The sequence below is a fragment of the Anabaenopsis sp. NIES-4685 genome, from assembly GCF_059725405.1.
In genome coordinates this window covers 2,509,544-2,532,928 of the sequence record NZ_AP043602.1, presented here as the reverse complement: position 1 = coordinate 2,532,928, position 23,385 = coordinate 2,509,544, and the positions used below count along the sequence as shown (strand labels likewise).

Annotated in this window: 20 protein-coding genes and 1 pseudogene; 9 read left to right on the top strand and 12 right to left on the bottom strand. The window is 40.6% G+C overall.

Features of this window, described 5'->3' with window-relative positions:
• Nucleotides 1–57 precede the first annotated feature (57 nt).
• On the bottom strand, nt 58–990 hold the full coding sequence (locus tag AC6IZ0_RS10835; RefSeq protein WP_497722908.1) for a polysaccharide deacetylase family protein: 933 nt from the start codon (nt 988–990) through the stop codon (nt 58–60).
• Between the two features lie 887 nt (nt 991–1,877).
• Between AC6IZ0_RS10835 and AC6IZ0_RS10830 the strand changes: the two genes are divergently transcribed.
• Entirely contained in the window at nt 1,878–3,428 is a 1,551-nt protein-coding gene (locus tag AC6IZ0_RS10830; protein WP_497722907.1) for an ArnT family glycosyltransferase, read from the top strand.
• On the opposite strand, the gene AC6IZ0_RS10825 is transcribed toward AC6IZ0_RS10830, so the two are convergent.
• Nucleotides 3,417–4,838 (bottom strand): DUF2079 domain-containing protein, encoded by a 1,422-nt coding sequence (locus AC6IZ0_RS10825; RefSeq protein WP_497722906.1) that lies wholly within the window; start codon nt 4,836–4,838, stop codon nt 3,417–3,419. The two genes, AC6IZ0_RS10830 and AC6IZ0_RS10825, sit on opposite strands and share 12 nt — an antisense overlap.
• Nucleotides 4,839–5,016: 178 nt before the next feature.
• On the opposite strand from AC6IZ0_RS10825, the gene dxr reads away from it, so the two are divergent.
• The gene (gene dxr, locus AC6IZ0_RS10820; RefSeq protein ID WP_497722904.1) at nt 5,017–6,225 is read left to right on the top strand and encodes a 1-deoxy-D-xylulose-5-phosphate reductoisomerase; all 1,209 of its coding nucleotides are present in this window, start codon (nt 5,017–5,019) and stop codon (nt 6,223–6,225) included.
• Nucleotides 6,226–6,636: 411 nt separating this feature from the next.
• A complete protein-coding gene (locus AC6IZ0_RS10815; RefSeq protein WP_271733694.1) occupies nt 6,637–6,825 on the top strand; it encodes a hypothetical protein in 189 nt (62 codons plus the stop codon).
• A 37-nt stretch (nt 6,826–6,862) separates the two neighbouring features.
• Here the strand turns inward: AC6IZ0_RS10815 and AC6IZ0_RS10810 are convergent, their stop codons facing one another.
• From AC6IZ0_RS10810 to AC6IZ0_RS10795, 4 genes and pseudogenes are all read right to left on the bottom strand, one after another.
• On the bottom strand, nt 6,863–7,360 hold the full coding sequence (locus AC6IZ0_RS10810) for an acyl-CoA thioesterase (RefSeq protein ID WP_271733693.1): 498 nt from the start codon (nt 7,358–7,360) through the stop codon (nt 6,863–6,865).
• Nucleotides 7,361–7,581: 221 nt separating this feature from the next.
• Nucleotides 7,582–7,923, bottom strand: a complete 342-nt coding sequence (locus tag AC6IZ0_RS10805; RefSeq protein WP_271733692.1) for a DUF1815 family protein — start codon at nt 7,921–7,923, stop codon at nt 7,582–7,584.
• Nucleotides 7,924–8,731: 808 nt separating this feature from the next.
• Nucleotides 8,732–8,947 (bottom strand): DUF2839 domain-containing protein, encoded by a 216-nt coding sequence (locus AC6IZ0_RS10800; RefSeq protein ID WP_271764078.1) that lies wholly within the window; start codon nt 8,945–8,947, stop codon nt 8,732–8,734.
• A gap of 103 nt (nt 8,948–9,050) precedes the next feature.
• A pseudogene (locus AC6IZ0_RS10795) lies at nt 9,051–10,600 on the bottom strand (helicase C-terminal domain-containing protein).
• 117 nt (nt 10,601–10,717) lie between these two features.
• Between AC6IZ0_RS10795 and AC6IZ0_RS10790 the strand changes: the two are divergent.
• The 3 genes from AC6IZ0_RS10790 to lysS all read left to right on the top strand — a co-directional run bounded on the left by AC6IZ0_RS10790 (nt 10,718) and on the right by lysS (nt 13,958).
• Nucleotides 10,718–11,680 carry a M48 family metallopeptidase gene (locus AC6IZ0_RS10790; RefSeq protein ID WP_497722901.1) on the top strand — a complete coding sequence of 321 codons (963 nt, stop codon included), beginning with the start codon at nt 10,718–10,720 and terminating at the stop codon, nt 11,678–11,680.
• Nucleotides 11,681–11,841: 161 nt separating this feature from the next.
• Nucleotides 11,842–12,273, top strand: a complete 432-nt coding sequence (locus tag AC6IZ0_RS10785) for a hypothetical protein (protein WP_497722900.1) — start codon at nt 11,842–11,844, stop codon at nt 12,271–12,273.
• A 167-nt stretch (nt 12,274–12,440) separates the two neighbouring features.
• Nucleotides 12,441–13,958 (top strand): lysine--tRNA ligase, encoded by a 1,518-nt coding sequence (gene lysS / locus AC6IZ0_RS10780; RefSeq protein WP_271733687.1) that lies wholly within the window; start codon nt 12,441–12,443, stop codon nt 13,956–13,958.
• Between the two features lie 171 nt (nt 13,959–14,129).
• On the opposite strand, the gene AC6IZ0_RS10775 is transcribed toward lysS, so the two are convergent.
• From AC6IZ0_RS10775 to AC6IZ0_RS10765, 3 genes are all read right to left on the bottom strand, one after another.
• A complete protein-coding gene (locus tag AC6IZ0_RS10775) occupies nt 14,130–14,726 on the bottom strand; it encodes a glyoxalase-like domain protein (RefSeq protein ID WP_271733686.1) in 597 nt (198 codons plus the stop codon).
• 206 nt (nt 14,727–14,932) lie between these two features.
• The gene (locus tag AC6IZ0_RS10770; protein WP_497722898.1) at nt 14,933–15,556 is read right to left on the bottom strand and encodes a hypothetical protein; all 624 of its coding nucleotides are present in this window, start codon (nt 15,554–15,556) and stop codon (nt 14,933–14,935) included.
• A gap of 507 nt (nt 15,557–16,063) precedes the next feature.
• Nucleotides 16,064–17,497 (bottom strand): sensor histidine kinase, encoded by a 1,434-nt coding sequence (locus AC6IZ0_RS10765; protein ID WP_497722897.1) that lies wholly within the window; start codon nt 17,495–17,497, stop codon nt 16,064–16,066.
• Nucleotides 17,498–17,639: 142 nt separating this feature from the next.
• Between AC6IZ0_RS10765 and ppk1 the strand changes: the two genes are divergently transcribed.
• Together ppk1 and AC6IZ0_RS10755 are read left to right on the top strand one after the other, a co-directional pair.
• Complete coding sequence (gene ppk1 / locus AC6IZ0_RS10760) at nt 17,640–19,850, top strand: polyphosphate kinase 1 (protein WP_497722895.1); 2,211 nt, start codon at nt 17,640–17,642, stop codon at nt 19,848–19,850.
• A gap of 154 nt (nt 19,851–20,004) precedes the next feature.
• The gene (locus AC6IZ0_RS10755; protein WP_497722894.1) at nt 20,005–20,409 is read left to right on the top strand and encodes a response regulator; all 405 of its coding nucleotides are present in this window, start codon (nt 20,005–20,007) and stop codon (nt 20,407–20,409) included.
• A 168-nt stretch (nt 20,410–20,577) separates the two neighbouring features.
• Here the strand turns inward: AC6IZ0_RS10755 and AC6IZ0_RS10750 are convergent, their stop codons facing one another.
• On the bottom strand, nt 20,578–20,760 hold the full coding sequence (locus AC6IZ0_RS10750) for a hypothetical protein (RefSeq protein ID WP_271733679.1): 183 nt from the start codon (nt 20,758–20,760) through the stop codon (nt 20,578–20,580).
• Nucleotides 20,761–20,987: 227 nt separating this feature from the next.
• Here AC6IZ0_RS10750 and AC6IZ0_RS10745 point away from each other — a divergent pair, with 227 nt between their 5' ends.
• Nucleotides 20,988–21,539, top strand: a complete 552-nt coding sequence (locus AC6IZ0_RS10745; protein WP_271733678.1) for a DUF2854 domain-containing protein — start codon at nt 20,988–20,990, stop codon at nt 21,537–21,539.
• A gap of 49 nt (nt 21,540–21,588) precedes the next feature.
• On the opposite strand, the gene AC6IZ0_RS10740 is transcribed toward AC6IZ0_RS10745, so the two are convergent.
• Together AC6IZ0_RS10740 and AC6IZ0_RS10735 are read right to left on the bottom strand one after the other, a co-directional pair.
• The gene (locus AC6IZ0_RS10740; RefSeq protein ID WP_497722893.1) at nt 21,589–21,849 is read right to left on the bottom strand and encodes a CRR7 family NDH-1 assembly protein; all 261 of its coding nucleotides are present in this window, start codon (nt 21,847–21,849) and stop codon (nt 21,589–21,591) included.
• 132 nt (nt 21,850–21,981) lie between these two features.
• Nucleotides 21,982–23,190: a histidine kinase gene (locus AC6IZ0_RS10735; protein WP_271733677.1), complete on the bottom strand. Its 1,209-nt coding sequence runs from the start codon at nt 23,188–23,190 to the stop codon at nt 21,982–21,984.
• Between the last annotated feature and the right edge of the window lie 195 nt (nt 23,191–23,385).

Sequence of the window (23,385 nt, the reverse complement as noted above, 5' to 3'; positions counted from 1 at the left end):
GACGTTAATAACTAACGTCTCTACAACTCATACAGCACCTTGCAATAGCCATAAGCATTATTTTTTGTTTGCGAGCAAAGTTTGATTTTTGTCTTCCATCACTAAAAGTTCTGGAATAGTCACAAAACTATAACCTTGCTGTCGAAACTTACTAATAATTTCCGGTAAAGCTTGCACAGTTTGGGAACGATTTCCACCCCCATCATGCAACAACACAATACCGCCAGGTTGTGCGTTCCGAAAAACATTATTGACCAAGTTCGGGACACTGGGTAGGGAATAGTCTAATGAATCCGACGACCACAGAACAATGGCATACTGATTATTTCTAGCATAAGCAGCTAGTCCATTGTGCATAATTCCCCCCGGCGGTCTAAACAAATTTGTTTTGACACCGGTAACTTGATAAATTATCTCCGTTGTATGCTTAACTTCATAGGCTGCTGCATTGGGATTCATATAATGATACCAATGATGCCAAGTATGATTACCAATGGCGTGACCTTCAGCAATCACCCTCTGCACTAGAGTGGGATAATTCTTAACATTCTGTCCAACAACAAAAAATGTAGCTTTAATATTATTTTGTTTAAGAATATCCAGCACTTGTGAAGTGGTTTCCCTCCAAGGGCCATCATCAAAAGTCAGAGCAATCACTTTTTGATCTTGATTCAATTTCCCCGCCTTAATAGTTGCTCCTTGAAAGCGTGCTGGTGCACCAGAGGTAACACCCTTAGTGTTTGCTTCTTGCTCCCAACTGGTCAGCATCGCCGCCTTTAACTGCTCAATGCGCTGCTGAGTACTGACCTTGGGGGCAGGTAAATTATTTATATTTATACTTCGTCTGCCCTGAGCAATGGCTACGCCACGCGAGCTATCAGATGCATTGGGCTTGATGAATAACATTAAGCTAATGCTCAAACTAGCACTCAAGAAAAGCAATGCAATTAGTATTCCTTGCGGCCACAGAAAAGTCTTACTTTTTGCCACTTCATAGCTCCTTCAAGGGTAGAACTATCAGTTATAGTTGTGACGGTGTTTTCATAACAGAATTGGTTATAAATACTAAATACCCATATTTCTATTGCTATCCATAATTTTTAGCTAGAGATACATAGGAATTACAAAAATATCAGACCATAGCTTTTAAAGCTGCAAACATAACCTAAAAAATCTGGTTTTAGATAAAAACAGCCCCATGACATTGGTCAATCCCTCACAATAACACCTAAGTTGTGCAATCAATTATTTTTCCAGTGTTGTTATAGCAATTTACACAATTTTCTGTGACATTTAAGTAAATCTTATCCCCTCTTCAATCACCTGATATTTTGCTCCTGATAGCCTAGCCTAGCGTCAGCGATTTGTCATTAGTATCTCTGGAATAAAAAGTTAAATTTTCAAGTCAATAACTATGGATTCCTTTCTAAGAGGATGTTTGTCAAGTCATGATTACTGTATCAACTATTGTTTGACCCCTCCCTAACCCTCCCCTTGCAAGGAGAGGGGACTTTATGTTATCTTTGCCCATTACCCATTACCCATTACCTATTACCTATTAACCATTAACCATTACCCATTACCCATTACCTATTACCCATTACCCATTACCTATTACCTATTACCTATTACCTATTACCCATTACCCATTCCCTGTTCCCTGTTCCCTGTTCCCTGTTCCCTGTTCCCTAAGATAAAAATTACCTGTTGAAAACTTATAAAACATCCTCTAAGACAATTTGTAACCTTGAACAATTAACATTCCTTGTCAAGTTGCACATTGATTGCACCCTTCCCTGTCAATAAATTTAGTTACACTCAGCACAGCAACCAAGAGCAGGATAAACTAAAAAAATATTGTCTTGTAATTTTCAAATATGCGCCGATCTGCAGAGAAAAAATGGCTAATAACCTTACTTCTGGGATCTCTGATTCTTTGGCTAATATTTTTGGGAAACTCACCCTTACGAGATTGGGATGAAGGTACTGTAGCACAAGTTGCTCGTGAAATTTGCCGCGCCCCATTTGCTTCCATGACTTGGCTTTACCCAGTTTTGGCAGATCAACCATATCATAATAAACCGCCTCTCATCCATATACTGATTGCTTGGACTTACTCCCTGGGAGGGGTGAATGAGTTGACAACACGTTTACCTAGTGCAGTATTAACTGCCTTGGGAGTACCTATACTCTATCTAGTAGGAGGTTTGGTTTTTCAGCAAAATTTACCAGCTTTGTTTTCAGCCTTAGTTTACCTGACAATGTTGCCTGTAGTACGTCATGGGCGACTCGCAATGCTAGATGGCGCCAGTATTACTTTTTTCTTATTATTGTTATTTTTTCTACTAAAATCGCGTCAAAATCAGCAATATGCACTAGGTGCTGGTTTATGTCTGGGGTTAATTACTCTAACAAAAGGGATGCTTGTTTTATTATTGGGGTTAATCGCTTGTTTATTTTTGATTACTGAGAAACAATTAACTTTGTCGAAAAATCCCTACTTCTGGGCAGGAATTTTTTTCGGAACAGCAGCACCTTTAACTTGGTATTTTGCCCAATGGCAATATTATGGGGATAATTTCTTGCAAATAAATTTACACCTACAAACCTTTAACCGTGTTGTTAAATCTGTAGAAGGTAATAGCGGTCCGCCTTGGTACTATTTAATCGAGTTAATTAAATATGGTTTTCCCTGGCTCATATTTTTACCTGGTGGTTTATATCTAGCTATCAAAAAACATCATACCTCTTGGGCCCGTTTAGTTCTCATTGGGATAATTGTTTACTTTTTTAGTATTTCTGTGATGAGAACCAAACTACCTTGGTATATTATGCCGGTTTATCCTTTCCTAGCTTTGGCAATTGGGGCAAAACTCAGCCAAGTTTGGCAGTTTAAGCATTTAATTAACAAATCTTGGTCAATATATTTGACTATTATTGCTTTAGCAGGTGTGGGAGGATGTATTTACTTTATTGTTGCTGAACCTCAGCCTGTATTAATAGCCATGAGTCTAGTTTTGGCAATCAGCATAAGTTTAGCAGCATGGTTGATTCAACAACGCGATCGCCGTTTTATTCCTGTCCTCTTTTCCGGGATGTATCTAGTTTTATTACTATTAATGACTTCCAAATCCTGGATTTGGGAGTTAAACGAAGCTTTTCCTGTTAAACCAGTAGCTGCATTAATTCGCTCCCATGTTGCACCAGGAACTAAAATTTACACTTCTTTTGCTTATGGTCGTCCTAGTTTAGATTTTTACTGTGATTGTCAAGTCATTCCCGCAGATATTAGAGTTTTAAAACAAATGTGGTCAGAAAAATATTATTTACTATTAGATAATGGTAGTTTAGATCATCTTAATGTACCTATGAGTCAAGTTATAGGCAAGGTTGAAGAATTGACATTAATCGCACCACTAATTAATTAGGTTTTTACTAAATAAGTAAACATCTTGATCCTGAAAATCTAATTTAAATTGGGGATTAGAAGTTATTTGCTTCACCAGAGAATTGGCAAACTCTTCATTACTTCCCCAACCGGGATGACGAACATTTAATAAAATATAGTCAAAAATCTTGAAGTCCTGGGGAAAATTACCATCTGTAAACTTAATTATTTGTCGATGGCTTAAATGTGGGGAAATTTGTGAGGTTGTGTAAACGCCTCCTTTGGTCTTTATTTGGGATACTGCTTCATGGGTAGCTTGCAAATTGTCTACAGAACTTAAATATCTACCACCAAAGTAAGTAAATTTTGCCAAGCAAAGAAATCCTATCAATGACCAGATAATCATCCCACGTCTATTTTGGATCCATCCCTTACCCCAAGACAAACTAGTAATTACAGCCAATATTAGAAAAGGTAAAGCTGGTAATGAATATTGGTGAACCAAGTCTTTTTGTAAGGGATAGTCTGCTAGTAGATTGATAAAAATACAAGGAATAGCTGGTATTAATGATTTGAAACTAGCAGCAGACAGACCCCAAATAATTGGCGAAAATAATAAAACTAAATACACTAAATTGTCTAGGGAGAAAAGTGTTCCTAAGATTAGCCATGGTTGGAAAAATAAGTTTTGAGCAATTTCTAGAACCGAATTACCTAAATAACTGTAACGTCCAACTGCTCCTGCTTCTGACCCGCTAAAGGAGGGAATCACTAACTGTGTCGCTATTAAAAACCAAGCTGTTCCTAAAAAAAGAGCGATCGCCCCAGCAAAACGTCGTTTCTCAAAAAACAGTAACCATAGTCCCATCCCAGCAACAGTCAAAGATAACACTGCTTTACAGCTTAAAATTAAGACCACACAAACACAAAACCAAGTTATTTTTCCCAGACGCGCCGCCAACACTGCACTCAACAGTAAAGGTACAGCAATAACTTCCGGGTGGAAATCAAATAAGTTAGCATTAAATATCAGTGGATATAACAAATACACACCAGCCATACCAATTGCTTGGCTCTCTTTTAGTCCTGCTATCATACCTAAATGATATGTAGGTAAAGCACCTGAAGATAAAGCTAGCGCTTGGACAACAAATAACCAATAAACGCTGGGGTAGACCTTATATAACAAAGCTAAAGGATAAAAAATTCCAGCAGCATGATCCCCAATAATATGAAACCCTAAAAAGGAAGATATAGGGTTTTCACCTTGACTAATTAAGTAAATAGCCTGGTCGAAAATACCTAAATCAAAGCCATCTGATTGAAATAAAAAGTGTCTTAAACTGCTAGCTGCAAATAAAACTAAAGTCCCCACCCCAATCATCCAACCAATAGCACCAGGTCGAATTAGGCTTTGTTTCCCTAGTCCCAACCAACTATTTTTATTCATAATTAACTACCTGTTTTTCCGCTAATTAATACTTAAGACTACTTAAGCTATAGTCCCCAGTATTATCTCAAAATTTGGGTTGAAATCTCTTAGGTATAAACGATAAAAATTAAAATTCCCAACAATCTGGTACGGGAGAGTGTCAAACTAGAAGTTGTCTGTAAATTCTTAAGCAATTATGAAGGCTATTACCCTTCTGGGTTCTACCGGCTCCATCGGTACTCAAACTTTAGATATCGTCACTCAGTATCCAGACCAATTTCGGATCGTGGGATTGATTGCTGGAAATAATGTAGAGATGTTAGTGGCTCAAATTCGCCAGTTTCGACCCAGTATAGCGGCGATTTCTGCCCAGGAGAAATTACCAGAACTGCAAGCAGCCATTAAAGACCTTGATCCCCAACCTATTTTACTCGCTGGTACTTCTGGAGTCATCGAAGTTGCCCGTTATGGTGATGCGGAAACCGTAGTGACGGGTATTGTGGGTTGTGCTGGTTTATTACCGACTATCGCTGCTATTGAAGCTGGTAAAGATATTGCTTTAGCAAATAAAGAAACTTTAATCGCAGGCGGTCCGGTGGTTTTACCTCTGGTAGAAAAACACGGTGTCAAACTCTTACCCGCTGATTCTGAGCATTCCGCAATCTTTCAGTGTCTCCAGGGTGTCCCCAAGAATGGCTTGCGGCGAATTTTACTCACTGCTTCCGGTGGGGCTTTCCGTGATTGGGATGTAGCCAAGTTAGCAGATGTGACGGTTGCTGATGCTCTGAAGCATCCTAACTGGTCTATGGGGCGGAAAATTACCGTAGACTCGGCTACTTTAATGAATAAGGGATTAGAGGTAATTGAGGCTCATTTCCTTTTTGGCTTAGATTATCAAGATATTGATATTGTCATTCATCCCCAAAGTATTATTCACTCACTTATTGAGTTACAAGATACATCGGTTTTGGCTCAACTGGGTTGGCCGGATATGCGGTTACCGTTACTTTATGCTTTGTCTTGGCCTGAGCGCATCTACACGGACTGGGAAAGGCTAGATTTGGTTAAGGCTGGTAATTTGACTTTCCGTGAACCGGACCATCAGAAGTATCCTTGTATGCAGTTGGCTTATGCTGCTGGTAAGGCCGGCGGTTCCATGCCCGCTGTATTAAATGCTGCCAATGAGCAGGTTGTGGCTTTATTTTTAGATGAGAAAATTCAATTTTTAGATATTACCCGATGTATCGAATTAGTCTGCGATCGCCATCAAAATCATAACTGTAGCAGTCCATCTTTAAATGACATTTTGGCAGCAGATAAATGGGCTAGGCAAGAAGTTGTAACATTAGCTCACCAGTTAAAATCTCCTACCAAGGTAATTCCCCTGTCCCCTACAAGTCGATAGTATCAAAATACTTAGTGAGGTCGGTTATTTAGGCTAACCCTCCTCACTGGCTTTATAAATCATTGTGGCTGAGTCATAAAATTTAGATATACTTAAGCGTCAATTCTTAAAAATTACTAATATTGATTCAAATATCACGGATTGATCACAAGCATATGGAAGATATAGGGTAGAGTCCCCAGATAAGAATTAGTGTGAAAATATACGACCAAGAATATTATTAAGCTGCGTGCAACTTCTACAAGACTATTTTCTATCAGCTTTCAGTGAGTCACCAATCCTGCAACCAAAATATAGCCAGTATTTTCAGTCTTACTGTTTTGTGCATCTTTCAAGGAAAATAATATTAAACACATACATCAATATTCACTCTCACCATTAAAAATAGGACATATTCAGGAATTAACATTTATGATTCCCATCCTCATTCTTGCTTGGATAGTCTTTGTTATCTTGTTAAAAGTTCTCAAAACTACTTTTAAGAACGCATTAACAATTGCAGCTATAGTAATTTTATTAAATGTCGGCTTTGGAATCACACCTGAAGATATTTGGCAACAGATTATGCAAATTGCTCAAACAATTGCGCCACCGCAGTAGATTATATCACCTATTAGCAACCTATCTGTATTGCGGATCATTTTTCTAACCTAGGAAGCTTCTCTAACGCATCCTTAATACTTGCAGGTAGCTGACGCATGATCTTACCTCTTTCGCGATCCAATCCTACTAATGTTACCTTAGCTGTGGTGTATAACTGCTGTCCATCTGTGGAAACAATTCCATAATCCCAGTTCATGCGGACACCGCTTACTTCAGCAATACGCGTTTTGACAATTACAGCCATTCCTAACTGAATTGCACGGTGATAACGTACTGAAAGTTCTACCACCGGTAAATCACAGCCTAATAACACTAAATCAGCAAAATCAATACCGATGGAGCGCAAACATTCCACCCTTGCTTCTTCCATCCAAGTTAAATAAGTACCATGCCAAACCATACCTCCATAATCAGTATGATGAGGTTGTACTCTTACCGGATATTCAAACCAACTCTCAAATTTGCCGTTTGATGGTACATCAATGGCACTATTTGCTGGTAATTCCCCTGGAATAGCTTCTTTTTCAGACATTTTTCAGTTTGTTAACAGTTATCAATGTTCCACATCTCACAGAATTGTCTACCGGGACTCACTGCTATGTAAACACCAATGTTTCCAAGTGCGTTAGGATCATAGTCCATAACGCACCCTAGCAAATGAAAATAAATGTGTATCAGGTTTTTTCACTTGTGTTTACACTGTCAACCCGCAATCAGAACAAACATCTTAGTTAATGCCCATGGTCAAGCCTATCACTTTTTAGCCAGAGTTTTGTTGCCGGAACCATTTGGCGTAGATTGTTTTACAAGATTAGCCAGTTCTTGTAACTGATTAATGGCTTCTGCACCCTCTAACTTCATTAATTCACGATCATCTCGCATTTCAGTCCAAGTAATCCCATAATCGGATACTAAGAATCGAATCAAGTGATTGTCGCCTAAGCTTACCATAAATGAAGCACTATTCATCTGGTCGCCACAGGTATAACATGACGCAGGGTAACCGCGTCGTTCTAGTACAATTGCCAAGGCTTGTAGATTCATTACCAAGTCTTGAACGAATTGTTGGTGTTGATGCGCTAGTCTCAGAAACACTTTTTTCCTCCAGACACCACAGTGATTTCAGTCGTCTTTATATTTTCTTTAGCTTTTTGCATCCACTGGTATTGTAGACTAAACATTACCTTTACCAAAGTCCTGTAAGATTATTAATTAATTACCTTGTTTAGGGTAGTAAATAAATTTACAGCTTGCGGTATCAAACTATTCAATTTCAGGGATTGACTGCTCGGACGTATTTCATAAACTTCACCTCGTTAGTTATGTATGTCCGACTAAATGCCTAACTGAAACAATTCCGTTTTCAGGGTAACCCAAATTTGGTATGAGTCAACAGTATAAAATTTCCAGTGGTCATTTTGCCGGACATACAGCAATTTCTACTTGGTTGAGGTACAGTTAGATGGTCAGGATGACCAAATATTTTTAACCTTCATATAGTACCTATCTATCACCTAATCTGCTGTATACTGCCAAAATTGTCTGAGAACAACAATTGAAACTACTGGCGTATTTTTCGTAGACAATCCTCTAGGGCATTCCACTTGAATCTAATACTCATCTAAACTATTTTCCCATGGGACGAAGCAGCAATCGGTATATGTGGGAGTAGTGCTGAATCTGTGTTTTATTATTGTCAACACTTCTGACCAAATACCTAACATACGTATCCATGGCTTATGACTGAGAATAACTGAATACAGGATAGTTATGGTGCCATTTTGTCAGTATTTTCTAATTCTTGAGGTATTACCGCCCACACTAAGTAAAATTAGAATTTAGGAATCACCCTAATATCCCAACTGCCGCTATACCTGATAAGTTAAGTATAGCGGTGGATATTTTAATCGACTACTTGCCACCAACCGAAAGCCGGACCGATAAAACGGATAGTTATCCAAGCTACTACCATAACACCAATACAGAACCAGGTTCCGCGAGTAGTCCAGTTCATAAACTGTTCAGACTGAGTTTTGGTGATGGGAACCCAAGGTAAGATTCGAGATTCTTGACCGTAGTTCTCTGCGAGTGTAGTTTTACGACGCTTTGCTTCACCCATAATCAACAATTCTTGAATGAGGTTTTAATATGCTTGCACCAAAGTTGATAATAGCGCTTGCTATGAGGCGATCGCATGGTAATTGATAAAAGTCAATACTCACCTAGCCAGAACTCTCTTCATCAGGATGAGAAAACAGACTGGGATCAAGATAGTTAATACGTGCTAGAGGACTGAGGACAGCCAGTACTTGTGCGCCATAACTGCGGTTAACTACACGACTGTCGAGTAAAGCTACAATACCTTGACTTTCTCGGACTGGTGCGATCGCTCGTTGTAATTCATTCAAAGCCGCTGGTAATAAGAATAAACGAAACCAATCCTGATGCGATCGCTTATAGTAAGCAACCCTACCAGCTACAAGGGGGCTTTCTAAAGATGGTAACGGTAAAGTAGCAATAATTAACAGATGGGGCGCTGGTAAAACCGACTGATGCGATCGCCAAAATTCCCACCCACTAATTAAAATCCCATTATCATCCAAGCAAGTCCTTTCCACCTGAACCCGTGAACCAAATTCCGAGGCCAGAATAGCACCCACTCGACCCTTTAGTGGCACATCTCCCACCAATACAACCGTCAAACCAGGGCCGTAGCGCTCAGACAAACCAGTGTCCGCACTTTGTGAATAAATGCTCCTTGAAACTCTGGGGTATTGGGTAGAGGCAATTTATGGGGTATATACAATTGAATTGCTGCGCCTTGAGTCTCATTAGAGAACTTCAAGCAAGTTATCTCATTTAAACCCAAACGCTCACGGAACAAAGGCGCTTCAGTTTCCGGTTCCAAAGCGCTACCTACTAAGACCACTGGTTGTCTGAGCCAAATAGGCGCGATACTTTTTCCTAATTCCATGGGAGCAGAGTGTAAATAAAACACCCCTTGGCGACGCTCAAGTGTTGCCCATAATAGAGAACATCCGCCCATATTTTCTTTACTATTAACCAATTGCACACCAAAATTTTCCCATGGCTTTGTTAGTGTTTTTACATACCTTATTTGCTCATATAAATCACATAATATTTTTTGTTCTAAGGGAGAAATAAGATAGCACTCATAGGGATTAACTGGGTGCTGGAACAGAACGCGAGTTAGTTGCGCCCGTGCCGAGCGAATCACGTCCGCCTTGTCAGGACAAGCTAACATCAGTTGATCCCAATCATGGGGTGTAATATCTTGGGTCAGGTGATCCCGTACCCAATCTTCTAAATCATCCACCCCATCAATAATTGTAGGAATCCCGGCAGGAAAAACATCAGCAGATGCAAACTGCCCCTTTAACCAAGCCTGGGGAGATATCAGCAGTACTCCAGGAAAATCAGATCCCGGCCAAACTTCACCTGTCCTAATCGGTTTATTGGCTGGTAGCCACTGCTGTAGACGGGGAATTTCCACCTGTAGTAACCGCTGCTGTACTGCTTCGGGGGCGACAATAATTACCGGACCATACCACATCAAAGCCGATGCCACAAAACTAGTGCGATACCGACCTTGATAGCCAGAAACGGCCCCAACTTGAATTAAGGCGCTACGTCCTAGGCGCAAGGCACGCGCTACCAACCTTGCCATCGTTAAATGATGGGCCGAGGAAGGAAACCCCGACTGCGATCGCAGGAAGTTATGTAGTGACAAATGAACTTCAGCCTCAATCACAAGCTTTTAATCCCATACAAAGTGATTTCTAATTTCCGTCGCCCCATTTCCATTATCTTGTAATTAGTCCTTAGCGACTACTCAAGACCCATCACCCATCATCCATTACCCTCAATTATGCCAACTTACACAGGAATATCCAGCGAAGCCTTCAGACATCCACTTGATCGCCAAGCCGAGAAAGCTTTACGAAATTTGCCAGGATTTGATTTAATCGCTCGTAAATTTGTAGAATTGTTCTACGAACGCCCCCAATTAGTCTATCTGATGGGTAACACCATCCAAGTAAGCACGCGTCAATACCCCACTATTTACCATATGTTCCGGGAATGTGTCCGCGATTTGGACGTTTACCCAGAACCTGCGTTGTTTGTCGTACAGAATCCCCAAGCTAATAGCTATGCCCTGGGGCAGGAAAATCCCTACGTAGTCATCAACACAGGAACCTTAGACTTACTTGATCCCTCCGAGATTAGGGCAGTCTTAGCCCATGAACTAGGTCATATTAAATGTGGTCATACTATTCTAATTCAAATGGCCATGTGGGCTATGAGTGCCGCTTCTGCCCTAGGGGAATTAACCTTCGGTGTTGGCAATTTCGTCTCTCAAGCTTTGATTTATGCCTTTTTTGAATGGCGACGTAAAGCCGAGTTAACCGCAGACCGGGCTGCTTTGTTAGTCATAGATGACTTAAACACTGTTATGTCATCCATGATGAAAGTTTCCGGCGGTAGTATTAAATATGCTCATGAATGTAGCTTAGAAGAATTTGTTAAACAGTCAGAAAATTATCATTTACTAGATGAAAATAGACTGAATCAGGTTTATAAGTTCTTGCTGTATAATGGCTTTCAAGGCACGATGTTGAGCCATCCTTTCCCAGTCGAACGATTACGGTATTTGCAAGAGTGGTCTGTATCTGAACAATATCAACAAATTCGCGCAGGAAATTATCAGCGATCGCCTGCATCAGGGGAAGTAGATGTTACCTCCGAAACTTCCTCACAGGAAGCCGAAATTTTGCGACAACAAATTGAAGAATTGCAACAACAAATTAACAAAATGAAAAAATATGACTAGCCAAATCATGACTAATTTTTAGCAAAATTCAACCACTCAGACTTGAAAATTCCTTAAATCTTCAGAATGAAGTTGATACCTACCCCATAACTTAGTCTCATAGCCATTAGATATTGATTTGTTTAACTTTGGCAATGCATCTAAATAAGAATTTTTTTAATATGGCAGTTCAGCTGATCAAACGACTATCAATACTCGCCACTATTTGCGCCTTTGTAATCTTAATTCCGGGAATTGCCTTGGCCCAACCCATCCCAAACAAGTCTATCCCTAGTATCATTATTGCCCAAATCACTAAAAATACAGATTCTAGCTTATTTTGGGATACTAACATCTCTCCCACACACTCCATGAACACACCACAGCAGCAACAACAAGTCCAGGCTGTACGTCAGAGAAGAAATAAAGACATAGTGGCAATATTAAATACCTCCCAGCGAGCAAAACTGGCTGAAAATATGCGCTCTGGTGACGACATCAATCAGGGTTTAAAAAAACTGAATTTACCACCAGAACAAAAAGACCTGATAAATACGATCCTAGAGTTGGCTGACCTGAAGATGCAGGCCATTTCCTCTCGGTATTCACTATAAATATAGCATTTCCCATGCTCGTGAGGTACAAAGTTGTTTAGTTTCAGCGAACAGGGAACAGGGAATAGGCAATTTATGTGTACTTCATTAGCCTGAAAAAGGCTTTATCTATGACTGTCAACTTTTCCAGCATCTATAATATATGTTGCCCTATTTAGTCCCTTACCATGTCCGAAGAAGATATCCGTGCCGCCAGGCTGGAAAAAGTCAACCAACTCAAGCAGCTAGGAGCTAACCCCTACGCCTATCGTTGGGAGTCCACCCATCACACAGCAGAATTACAAGAAAAATTTGCCGACTTACCCAATGGTGAAGAAGTTCATTTAGATGTTGCCGTTGCTGGCCGTATTATGGCGCGTCGGGTTTTCGGTAAACTGGCTTTCTTCACCCTACAAGATGAAACTGGCGCTATTCAACTTTATCTCGAAAAAAATCGTATCCAAGAATGGATGGCAGATGTTGATGGCGAAGCTTTCACCCATCTCAAACAACTCATAGATGCAGGTGACATTCTGGGAGCCAGAGGTACTATTAAACGGACTGAAAAGGGCGAATTATCTGTCTACGTCAAAGAATACAGCATCCTCACCAAATCCCTGTTACCCCTACCGGACAAGTGGCATGGTTTAACCGATGTTGCTAAACGCTACCGTCAACGCTATGTAGATTTAATTGTTAACCCCGAAGTGCGGCAAACTTTCCGCCGTCGCGCCCAAATTACTGCCGGAATTCGCCGCTACCTAGAAGAACGGGATTTTCTGGAAATTGAAACTCCGGTTTTACAAAGTGAGGCTGGCGGTGCTGATGCGCGTCCCTTTATCACTTACCACAACACCTTAGAAATGGAGTTGTATCTGCGAATTGCTACCGAACTTCATTTAAAGCGGTTGATTGTCGGTGGTTTTGAAAAGGTATTTGAATTAGGGCGCATTTTCCGGAATGAGGGAGTATCGACTCGCCATAATCCCGAATTTACCTCTGTTGAAGTTTACCAAGCCTACGCGGATTACCATGATATGATGGCCCTCACAGAGGGAATTATTACCACCGTAGCCCAAGAAGTTCTCGGAACATTACACATTAGTTACCAAGGGACACAGATAGATTTATCACCACCTTGGCGACGGGTGACAATGCATGATTTAGTTAGAGAACATACAGGCTTAGATTTCAATTCTTTTTCTACATTGGAAGAAGCGAAAGCTGCAAGTAAAAATGCTGCGCTTCAAGGTATAGAAGATGCACCAACAATCGGCAAACTTTTAAACGAAGCCTTTGAACAAAAAATAGAAGAAAAATTAATTCAGCCTACCTTTGTCATAGATTATCCAGTGGAAATTTCACCCCTAGCTAAACCCCATCGTTCTCAGCCGGGTTTGGTAGAACGGTTTGAATTATTTATCGTCGGGCGTGAAACTGCTAACAGCTTCTCAGAACTCACAGACCCAATAGACCAAAGAGAACGTTTAGAAGCTCAAGCAGCGTTAAAAGCTGCTGGTAACTTAGAAGCTCAAGGTATAGATGAAGACTTTATCACTGCTTTAGAATATGGAATGCCTCCGACTGGTGGTTTAGGTATTGGTATTGATAGGTTAGTGATGTTGCTGACTGACTGTGCCAGTATACGCGATGCGATCGCCTTTCCCCTACTTAAGCCAGAATCAGCTAAATCAGGAACGGACTAGAACAACTGGTAATATCTCCACCCATGTAGGCATCTTTTTGATCTGTGTTCATCTGTGTTCATCTGTGGATAATTAATTTAGTTCAAGTGGCTTACGCCAGGCTACGCTATCGATGATCAACCACAGAGCCACAGAGAACACAGAGAAAATGATGTTTTGCCTAATTCCTGATTAATTTGCTACTTCCGCTATTTCAATAACCCGCCCCTCATAGTCCTTTACCAAAAAATTCAGGGGCTTTTGGTTGCGAATCTTCAACTTTAAACCGCGCATTTCCACCCGCAATAGAATCATATCCAAGCAATCCCGGTCAAAACAAACATGACGCTGCTGATTCTTACTACCCAAACTAGCCCCCCTAATGACATGTAACTGAGTATTTTTCTTCATCTGATACCACAGCCCCTCATTAGCATTGTTCATAGCCTTGTTAGACCAGCTGGGAGTAGTAGACATATACAATGGGTCAATACCAGTTGTACCGAGAGTTTGTTCGTAGTTGTAGTAATAGTGTAAAGGTACTTCCGCGGCGGGCAAATCTAGCAGACCTTCATAAAACTGTCGAGCAATTTCCAAGTCAGACACCATAATTGTGTGTACTTTTGGCGCACTAGTGAGAAACATCCACATAGCGCCCGCATAAGCAGCCAGTAACATCACCATAATGCCTTGGGTGGAAAATAAGCTATCCAAAGGCAGAGAAGACAAAAAAGAGCCTAAAGTCAGAGGGGTGAACAAGAAAGGCATCACGTTAGCTACTATAACCATGAATAAACCAAAGATTATATAAGGGAGCGGCTTGTATTATTCTCGCTGAGAACTAAATTTAAGTCTTAGTTTCTAGTTTATCAGCTGCTATCATAGACGCAAAACTCCATATTGTTAACTGGCGGGCAGAGCTTTAATATGGTGAGATTTGCCACATTTGACCAAAAAAGCCCAGCATCCCTGAATCAGTGGTTTAGTTCAACATTTTAGTTCAACATTACAGCACCGTCGTCTTGAATCCGCACTGTATTCTTATCCTCTCCTAGATCAGTGGTTTCATTAAATGTCAGCTGCATTACGCCTTCTTTCCTAGAGGGTTCAGGTGTTACTTCTAGCAGTCCCCCATCCTCGCGAAAAAATGTCACAGTCACTGGCGCAGCCAAATCTTGTAATGTTACCTCTGATTGACCTTCAAGCGATCGCGGTGGAGTATCACCAATTACTTCATAAGTGATATTAGCCCCCGTATTATTCACCAATGTGATCTCAACCATACCATTAGCCAGACTAATCTCGGCGCTCGGTGGTTGTTGTTCTTCTGATGGAGGTGGTTCAATAGCGATCATTGGTGGACGCGCTAGTACAGCTGACTCTGGCGGAATACCCTGTACTAAAAGTTGTTGCGTGATAGCATTTGGCGGACATCCCGGAGGTACAACATTTCTAGTATTATATGGTTCTTCATAATAAATACCGGGGCAAGGATTCAGTGCTAAAGTATCCGAATCCGGTGCTTCTCCCCCAACACCTAGAGGACATTTCACTGGGTGGAAGAGTTGGAGGACCGACGGGAAGCCGCCCTTCGGCTTGTAGTTTCCGCGTGAAGGCATTGGGAGGACATCCCTGTGGTACTACAACCCGGTTGTTGTGTGGTTCTTCGTAGTAAATACTGGGACAAGGGTTAACCTGAGAGGTCGGTTGCTGTGCTACTACCCTGGTAGAAATCAGCGGCGCACCAATGAGTAATCCGCTGCAAATAACCCCGAAAAGTCCAGTATACTTGCGAGTTGGTTGCTGATTTTTATTCATGATTAACTCCTAAAAAATCCGCACTTTTTGCTATAAGATATTATTGGGTAATTTAGGTAAACTTTGCCTGATGGCTTGCGTGGGGTAGCTATACCCAAAATAATATTTTTAAAATCACCAAAAAAATATATCAATGGCAATTCATCAATGATTCCAATTTAACAATTAACTTTAGTTACTTAATCTAACTAGAGGATAGAAATAAAAATCAGATCACACCATCATTTAAACCTTAAGGATGATGTAATTAAATAATTAATAATTGAGGTTCTAAGGTTTACGTTTCTCAGACAAAATACATTGACTATTCATAAGTCATGAGTCATAAGACTGATTGGTAAAGTGACAGTAAAAATTGTACCTTTACCAATATTGCTTTCCACCTGTAGATGACCTTGATGATGTTCCACAATCGCTGCTGCGATCGCTAATCCCAATCCTGAACCGGTAGAAGTTTGTGTATTTGTCTTTGCTGTCTTATGGGTACGTGCTGGATCTACCCGATAAAAACGGTCAAATAAACGGGGTAGGGCTTCGGACGGAATACCAATTCCCGTATCAGTAACTTTGATTTGTAATACCGCTGTTCCATGACAAAGTTTAGAACCGCGATTGCTTCCCTCTAGACGCGACAACTGTACAGATACCTGTCCATTAGATGGGGTGTATTGCAAAGCATTACTAATCAAATTTGTAAATAACCGTACGAGTTGATCCCATTGGCCTGGAAATGTAAACCAATTTTCCAGTAATTCCAGGGAGATTTCCGCACTGGGGGGATCAACCAAATCCAACGTTAAAGTAATTTTTTTTTCCCTAGCTAATAATTGTTGTTCTTCCACCACCTCCATTAGCAAAGCATCCAAAGGACAAGAGGAAAAAACATTTTTGCTGATTCCACTGTCTTGTCTGGTCAGGAACAATAAGTCATTGACTAGCTTACCCAAGCGCTGGGTAAGTCGTTCCACTACTTTTAAGTGGTGGCGATAGTTGACAATAGTCGTATTTTGTGAGTCTGCCAGTTCTAAATCAGCTAGGGCAACTTGGACATTAGTTTGAATCAAAGTAATGGGACTTCTGAGTTCGTGAGAAGCATCAGCAGTGAATTGTTTGAGGCGTTGGTAGGATTCCCCCACCGGTTCCATCGCTTTACCTGAAAGAAACCAGCCACTTGCTGCTACAGACAAAACCATCAACCAAGTACCTAAAGCCAAATCAATAATTAACTGGCGACTAGGTTTAGTGACTTCAAACCAGGGGTGACTAACACGCAGATATCCTAATACTTGCCTTCCTCTTTCTACACGCTGGGTAACTTGTCGCAGTAAGACGACAGAGTTATGAGTTTCCCCATCTCCCCAGATATCCTGTTTAATTACCCGGACGGTTTCACCAAGATGGTTACCATGAATGGGAATGTTTAGGGGTGATGATAGGGTTGACCAGATTAATTGACCGGTGGGACTAAACCACTCTAGGTCAATGTGGTCATCTTCCACCGTCATAGCATTATCGCGAAAACTTGCTTCTACATTAATCTGAAATTGTCCAGCTTCCCCATTCACCGTTGAAATCACAAGCGATCGCTCGACAATTTCCACCACGTGATTGAGGGTATCATCAATGCGCTCAATTAATGTATTGCGGAAATATAAATATACACCACTGGCAAATAGTAACAATAATACCGCAGTGACGGCAGTGTACCAGAGTGCCAGACGGCGGCGAGTAGCTTGAAACATTTGGCAAAGCAAAGAAAGTCTGTAGTTCTCCTATTTGAATCTTAAATTATTCCTAACTAGATAGTTTCACTTATGCCCTAATTAATCTAATATATTTATTGTCCCTAGATGTAGAGCTTAATCTACCTAAACTGAGATCGTTATGCCGAAATCAAAAAAGAGCGCTCATCCCATTGATTTAAACGATCCACAATATTACATTAACCGTGAGTTAAGCTGGTTAGAATTTAACAGTCGTGTACTGCACGAAGCCTGTGACCCCCGGACACTGCTTCTAGAACGATTAAAATTTTTGGCCATCTTCAGCGCCAACTTAGATGAATTCTTCATGGTGCGGGTTGCAGCTTTAAAGCAACAGGTAGAAGCAAAAGTTTCTCAGTTAACTCCCGATGGTCGCACACCGCAACAACAACTAGACGATATTCGCTCAACTCTCACTCCCGAGGTGACAAGACAGCACCAACAATTTCAACAGGTTCTACAACCTTTGCTAGCTAGTCACGGTATTCACATACTAGACTACATCAACTTAAATCAAAAACAACGGACTTACTTAGATAACTACTTTGAAGAACAAATCTTTCCGGTTCTCACTCCCTTAGCTGTTGACCCTAGCCATCCTTTCCCTTTTATTTCTAATCTCAGCCTAAATTTAGCGGTTGTAGTCCAAAATCCGGACAGTGAGGAAGAATTTTTTGCCCGGGTAAAAGTCCCCAGTGTCTTACCGCGATTTTTGCCAATACCACCAGAGTTAGGGATTTCTGAAACTGGAGAAACTGCTCACTGGACTGGTGTACCCCTAGAACAGGCGATCGCCCATAACCTGGAATTTCTATTTCCAGGCATGAATATACAAGAATACCACCCCTTCCGTATTACCCGCGATGCTGATTTGGCTTTAGAAGAGGATGAAGCCGATGACCTACTATTAGCCATTGAACAGGAACTACGCAAACGGCGCATGGGGGGGACGACTGTCAGACTAGAAATTAAATCCCACACTCCCGATCCAATACGTTCTCGGTTGCTGCAAGATTTGGAGTTAACCGAAAATGATCTTTATGAGGTTGATGGTCTTTTAGGACTCCGGGATTTAATGTATTTTATGGCTTTACCATTAGCCGAACTTAAAGAACCCCCACGTCAGTCTGTAGTACCTTCACGCCTCCAAAGGTTAAAAGAACCCAGTTTAAACTCAGAGGCCTTGGAACTAGAAGAAGGTCAAGACTTTTTTGCGGTGATTCGGGAAAAAGACTTGTTGGTACACCATCCATATCAATCCTTTTCCTCAACAGTAGTTAACTTTATTACCCATGCAGCCTATGACCCGAATGTCCTAGCAATCAAGATGACCCTTTACCGCACTTCTGGCGACTCCCCCATAGTAAAAGCCTTAATTGCAGCTGCAGAAAATGGCAAGCAAGTATCTGTACTAGTGGAATTAAAAGCGCGGTTTGATGAGGAAAATAATATCTACTGGGCCAGGAGTTTAGAAAGAGTCGGTGTACATGTTGTCTACGGTTTAGTAGGGCTAAAAACCCATTGCAAAACCGTGATGGTCGTACGACGAGAAAAAGACCGGATGCGCCGCTATATACATATAGGTACAGGTAACTATAATCCTAAAACAGCCCGCTTGTATACCGATTTGGGATTATTTAGCTGTCGGGAAGAATTAGGCGCGGATATCACAGACTTATTTAACTTTTTAACAGGCTATTCTCGGCAAAAATCTTACCGGGAAGTACTAGTCGCTCCTGTGAATATGCGCGATCGCTTTTTAGGCTTAATTCATCGGGAAATAGAAAATGTTCAAAATGGTTTTTCCGGGCGCATTGTCGCCAAAATGAACTCCCTTGTAGATCCGCAGATTATCGCTACTTTATACGCGGCTTCTGGAGCTGGAGTGGAAATTGATCTGATTATTCGGGGTATTTGCTGTTTGCGCCCAGGACTAAAAAACATCAGCGAAAATATTCGCGTGATTAGCATTATCGGCCGCTTCTTAGAACATTCTCGCATTTATTATTTTCATAACAATGGACAGGAGGAAATTTACATTGGGAGTGCTGATTGGATGCGTCGCAACTTAGATCGACGAGTTGAAGTAATTACTCCAATTAAAGATCCAGATATTGCTAAAGATTTGCAAGAAATTCTGGGAATTATGTTAGCAGATAATCGTCAAGCCTGGGAATTACAATCTGATGGTACTTATATCCAACGCCGTCCTGGTGATGACTGTCCAGCCACCAGTTCCCAAACAACTTTGCTAAATATGGCATTAAGTTCAAGTAGTATAGCGTCAAACCTGATTGATTCCAAAAAAAGTTACTATTACACAGACAAATAGTCAACTTTATTTCCTAAGTATGAAACTTAAGTGAATAAATAGACTCATGAATTACTATCGACAACAAATCTTCTTCAACCATAAGATAGAGTGATTTCTCTTGCGTCTTACCATAAACTATAAGGAATGTTGCAAGTGTTTTTCATTACCTTAAATGTTAACTTTTTTTTGTGAATCTGTGACATTGCGTGTTCTGATTGTTGATGATCACGAACTTACACGGTTAAGTTTAAAATTGGCTTTTTCTAATCAGGAAAATTTCCAGGTAGTGGGGTTAGCCTGCAATGGTCAAGAAGCTATAGAAATGCTGAAAAGCTGCCAACCTGATGTAATTATTCTAGATTTACAAATGCCAGTTATGGATGGTTGGCGTGCTTCTAGTCATATTAAAGCAATATCTCCTAAAACTCAGATACTCGCTTATTCTTCAGTGGAAGATGCAAGTTTGTTCAACCCTAAGACCACAGCCAATTTTGACTATGTTTCTCCCAAAGATATTCCTACTACTAAACTTATTGCTCTGGTTGCGCAGTTAGGAGAACATACCAGCAATCGATAAGTTAGAAGCAATCATCTTATGAAGTTGTTTGCAAACTAACTGGCCCTTAGTAAAATATATATCTAGAATACAGCAAGAAGATTGTGATTATAGGCAAACAGCGCCAGTTTATCCGTTAAATCACGGTTTAACTAACGCTGGTCTATGTTTTGATCTAGTCAGTTTAGCCTAATTATTATCGGTTTCCGGAAAAGTCCGCTTAAATTCATCAATTAAATCATCCATTTCTTCCAAAGCCTGGTTAACATCAATTCTCAGAGTTCCTAAGTTTGGCTGCTCCAAAAGGCTTAGGAGGTACTCGCGTTTGTTAGTAACCACGGCAATTCGTTCTTTTATCGTCTGTAAGTCCATAATTTTTTCTGATGTTTCAATACCCTCAGATTTAAACTTAACCCAAAATGGAGTAGACAGGTGATTAGTCCCGCATTTAGAAGATCATCAGCAATAGCGGAGGGTTAGACGCAAAAGATATCAGTGATGATTGTCAAGACCTCAACTTAGTGGGCGGTAGTTCACTTGTGACCAATAACCGATGATAATAAAACAGAGATGTTAAAAATCTATAATATCCTAAGCTCATGTTACGTAAAATTTCTTTGGGGACTATCGGTTTAAGCGTTGGTGGTATATTAATCATTGTTGGTTTCGTAGCCTACGCTGCTGACAATGCCACACTTAATCTTGTCGGTTTTTTCTATGGGTTTCCTCTTTTCTTGGGAGGATTGGCACTCAAAGCCAATGAGATTCTGCCTATACCCTTTAGCCAAGATACAACGCCAGATGTATTACGCTTACGGGAGCAGCAAGCAACTATTACTCAAAATAAAATTCGGAAGGACATCACTCGATACTGTTATGGTCAAGAGGCCCATTTAGATGAGGCTCTCTCTTATCTAGGTCTGAGTCCTACAGATGAAGACCGTCCCGTGGTCACAGGTTTACGAGAAACGGAAATTAATGGGGCTTATGCCTTGATTTTAGAATTTTATTCCCCCTTTATTTCATTTGATGTTTGGCAGGAAAAACAGGAAAAAATGACCCGTTATTTTGGACCTGGAGTAGATATTAAAATTACACAAGTAGGTGAAGATATGATTGAATTAACAATTTTCAGTATCCTTGATAAATAATATCTCTACCTATAATCCGGTCATACCCGCGGAGAGTGTCAATGTAAAGCTACTTCTCTAATCGTATTGCATACCACTGTAAATATTTTCCCGGGACAACATCTAATTCACAACTTGTATCAATTAAATATTGAGCTTGAGCACTGACGGAATCAAACCTTTGTAAGTCTGTGGGTAATTCCTCTCCAGTCATTGTTTGTAACACAAGCTCAAGCTTTTCTAATAATTCCTCTGCTGTGAGAAATTGTTCCGGTTGGTCTGTTTCTAAAACCACAAAGTGGTCTTGCTGATACATTAATGAGTCTGGCATTGAAAAATCTGACTAACTAATAAATTGTGGTTTTTAGCCCCAATGATTAAATTAAGTTTTATCGCTATTTTTGGTAAAAGGCCGGGGTTATTCGTCATCCATGATAACTCTTGCCCAGTCACCAGTGGCTAACTAAGATGGGTATACTGGTAATGTAAAATGGAACCAAGCGCCGCCATTGGGGGCAGAATCCACCCAAATTTGTCCATAATGGGACTGTATGATGCGTTGACATAAACACAGACCAATGCCGTAGCCATCAATAGCTTGATCACGTTGTAATCGATAGTGATGTTCAAAAATGCGTGTGCGGTTTTCTAGGGGAATTCCCGGTCCGGTATCACCAATAGTGATTTGAACTTTTTGGGTGGTACGGTGTAATCCTGCAATAGTAATTTTACCACCTTCTGGTGTGTATTTGATAGCATTATCTAACAAATTAATTAGCACTTGGCGCACACGTTCTGGATCTGCATATATTTTTGGTAAGTCCTGGGGAATATCAGTTTCTATTTGTTGGGATTTGGCAATGTAGCGATCGCGCAATTCTGCCAACACATCGAAACATATCTCGCCAATTTCCATTTTTTGTGGTATGATAGGTATGCTTGTATCGTAACTACGCCCTACCTGCAACAGATCAGCAATCATTCTGTCAATAGTCTTAGTTTGATTCCGAGCTTGTTTTAATAAATGTGCTGCCATAGCTGGTTTAAGCCGCTTATTAAATGCACCAATATCTACGTTGTAATTAGATTGTAGAGTTTCTATGGCGATAGCCGCAGCAGTGAGAGGATTGCGGATGTCGTGAGCCAGCATAGCTATGACTCTATCTTTAAATAATAGCTGCTCTTGCAGTTTCTCTTTTTCCTGTTTTAACCGAAAAACTTCGTCTGAAAGTTTAATGAGTTCTGCAGAAAAAGCCACAGAATGAATTGTTGATTGCGGTGATGATACCCCACTATTATCATCTATTTGTTCTGGTAAGTCTTGTTGTACTTTTAAGTAAGTATCGGCGGACACCTGCCAGCGAGGCCACCAGTCCTTCAATTGGGCGATTATATTACTTCCAGCTATAACTTGTCGCGGTTCTGGCTGAATTTTTACCAGAGCGGGTGTAGCAACTAATTTAAAATGTTCTGCTAAATAGGGTTGTTCCCCAACATCTATGATTTGAAGTTCAAAATTATACTCTTTTCGTAATTCTTTTAAGTAAGCACGGATACGCTGCACTTGTTGTCGAGACTTTGGTCGTCCATCGACAAATAGTAACAGTTGGAGTGGAGCCTCAGAATAAATAGGCTGATCCTGGGAAACTTGCATGTAATCGTGTTTCAGCACTGGTAACAACCCGGCGATGCTTCGCTTAACAGAAATGAGAATGGATTGACGGTTGTCGATAATCGTTGATTGTTTTCTTAATATCTATCTTAGGTTTTTCATACTCCTATCTAGTGTCAGATACATTTGATTGCTCCTCTTGAGTAAGAACTTACAAGACTAATAGTCGAGTGCCAATATCAAAATGAGATGATA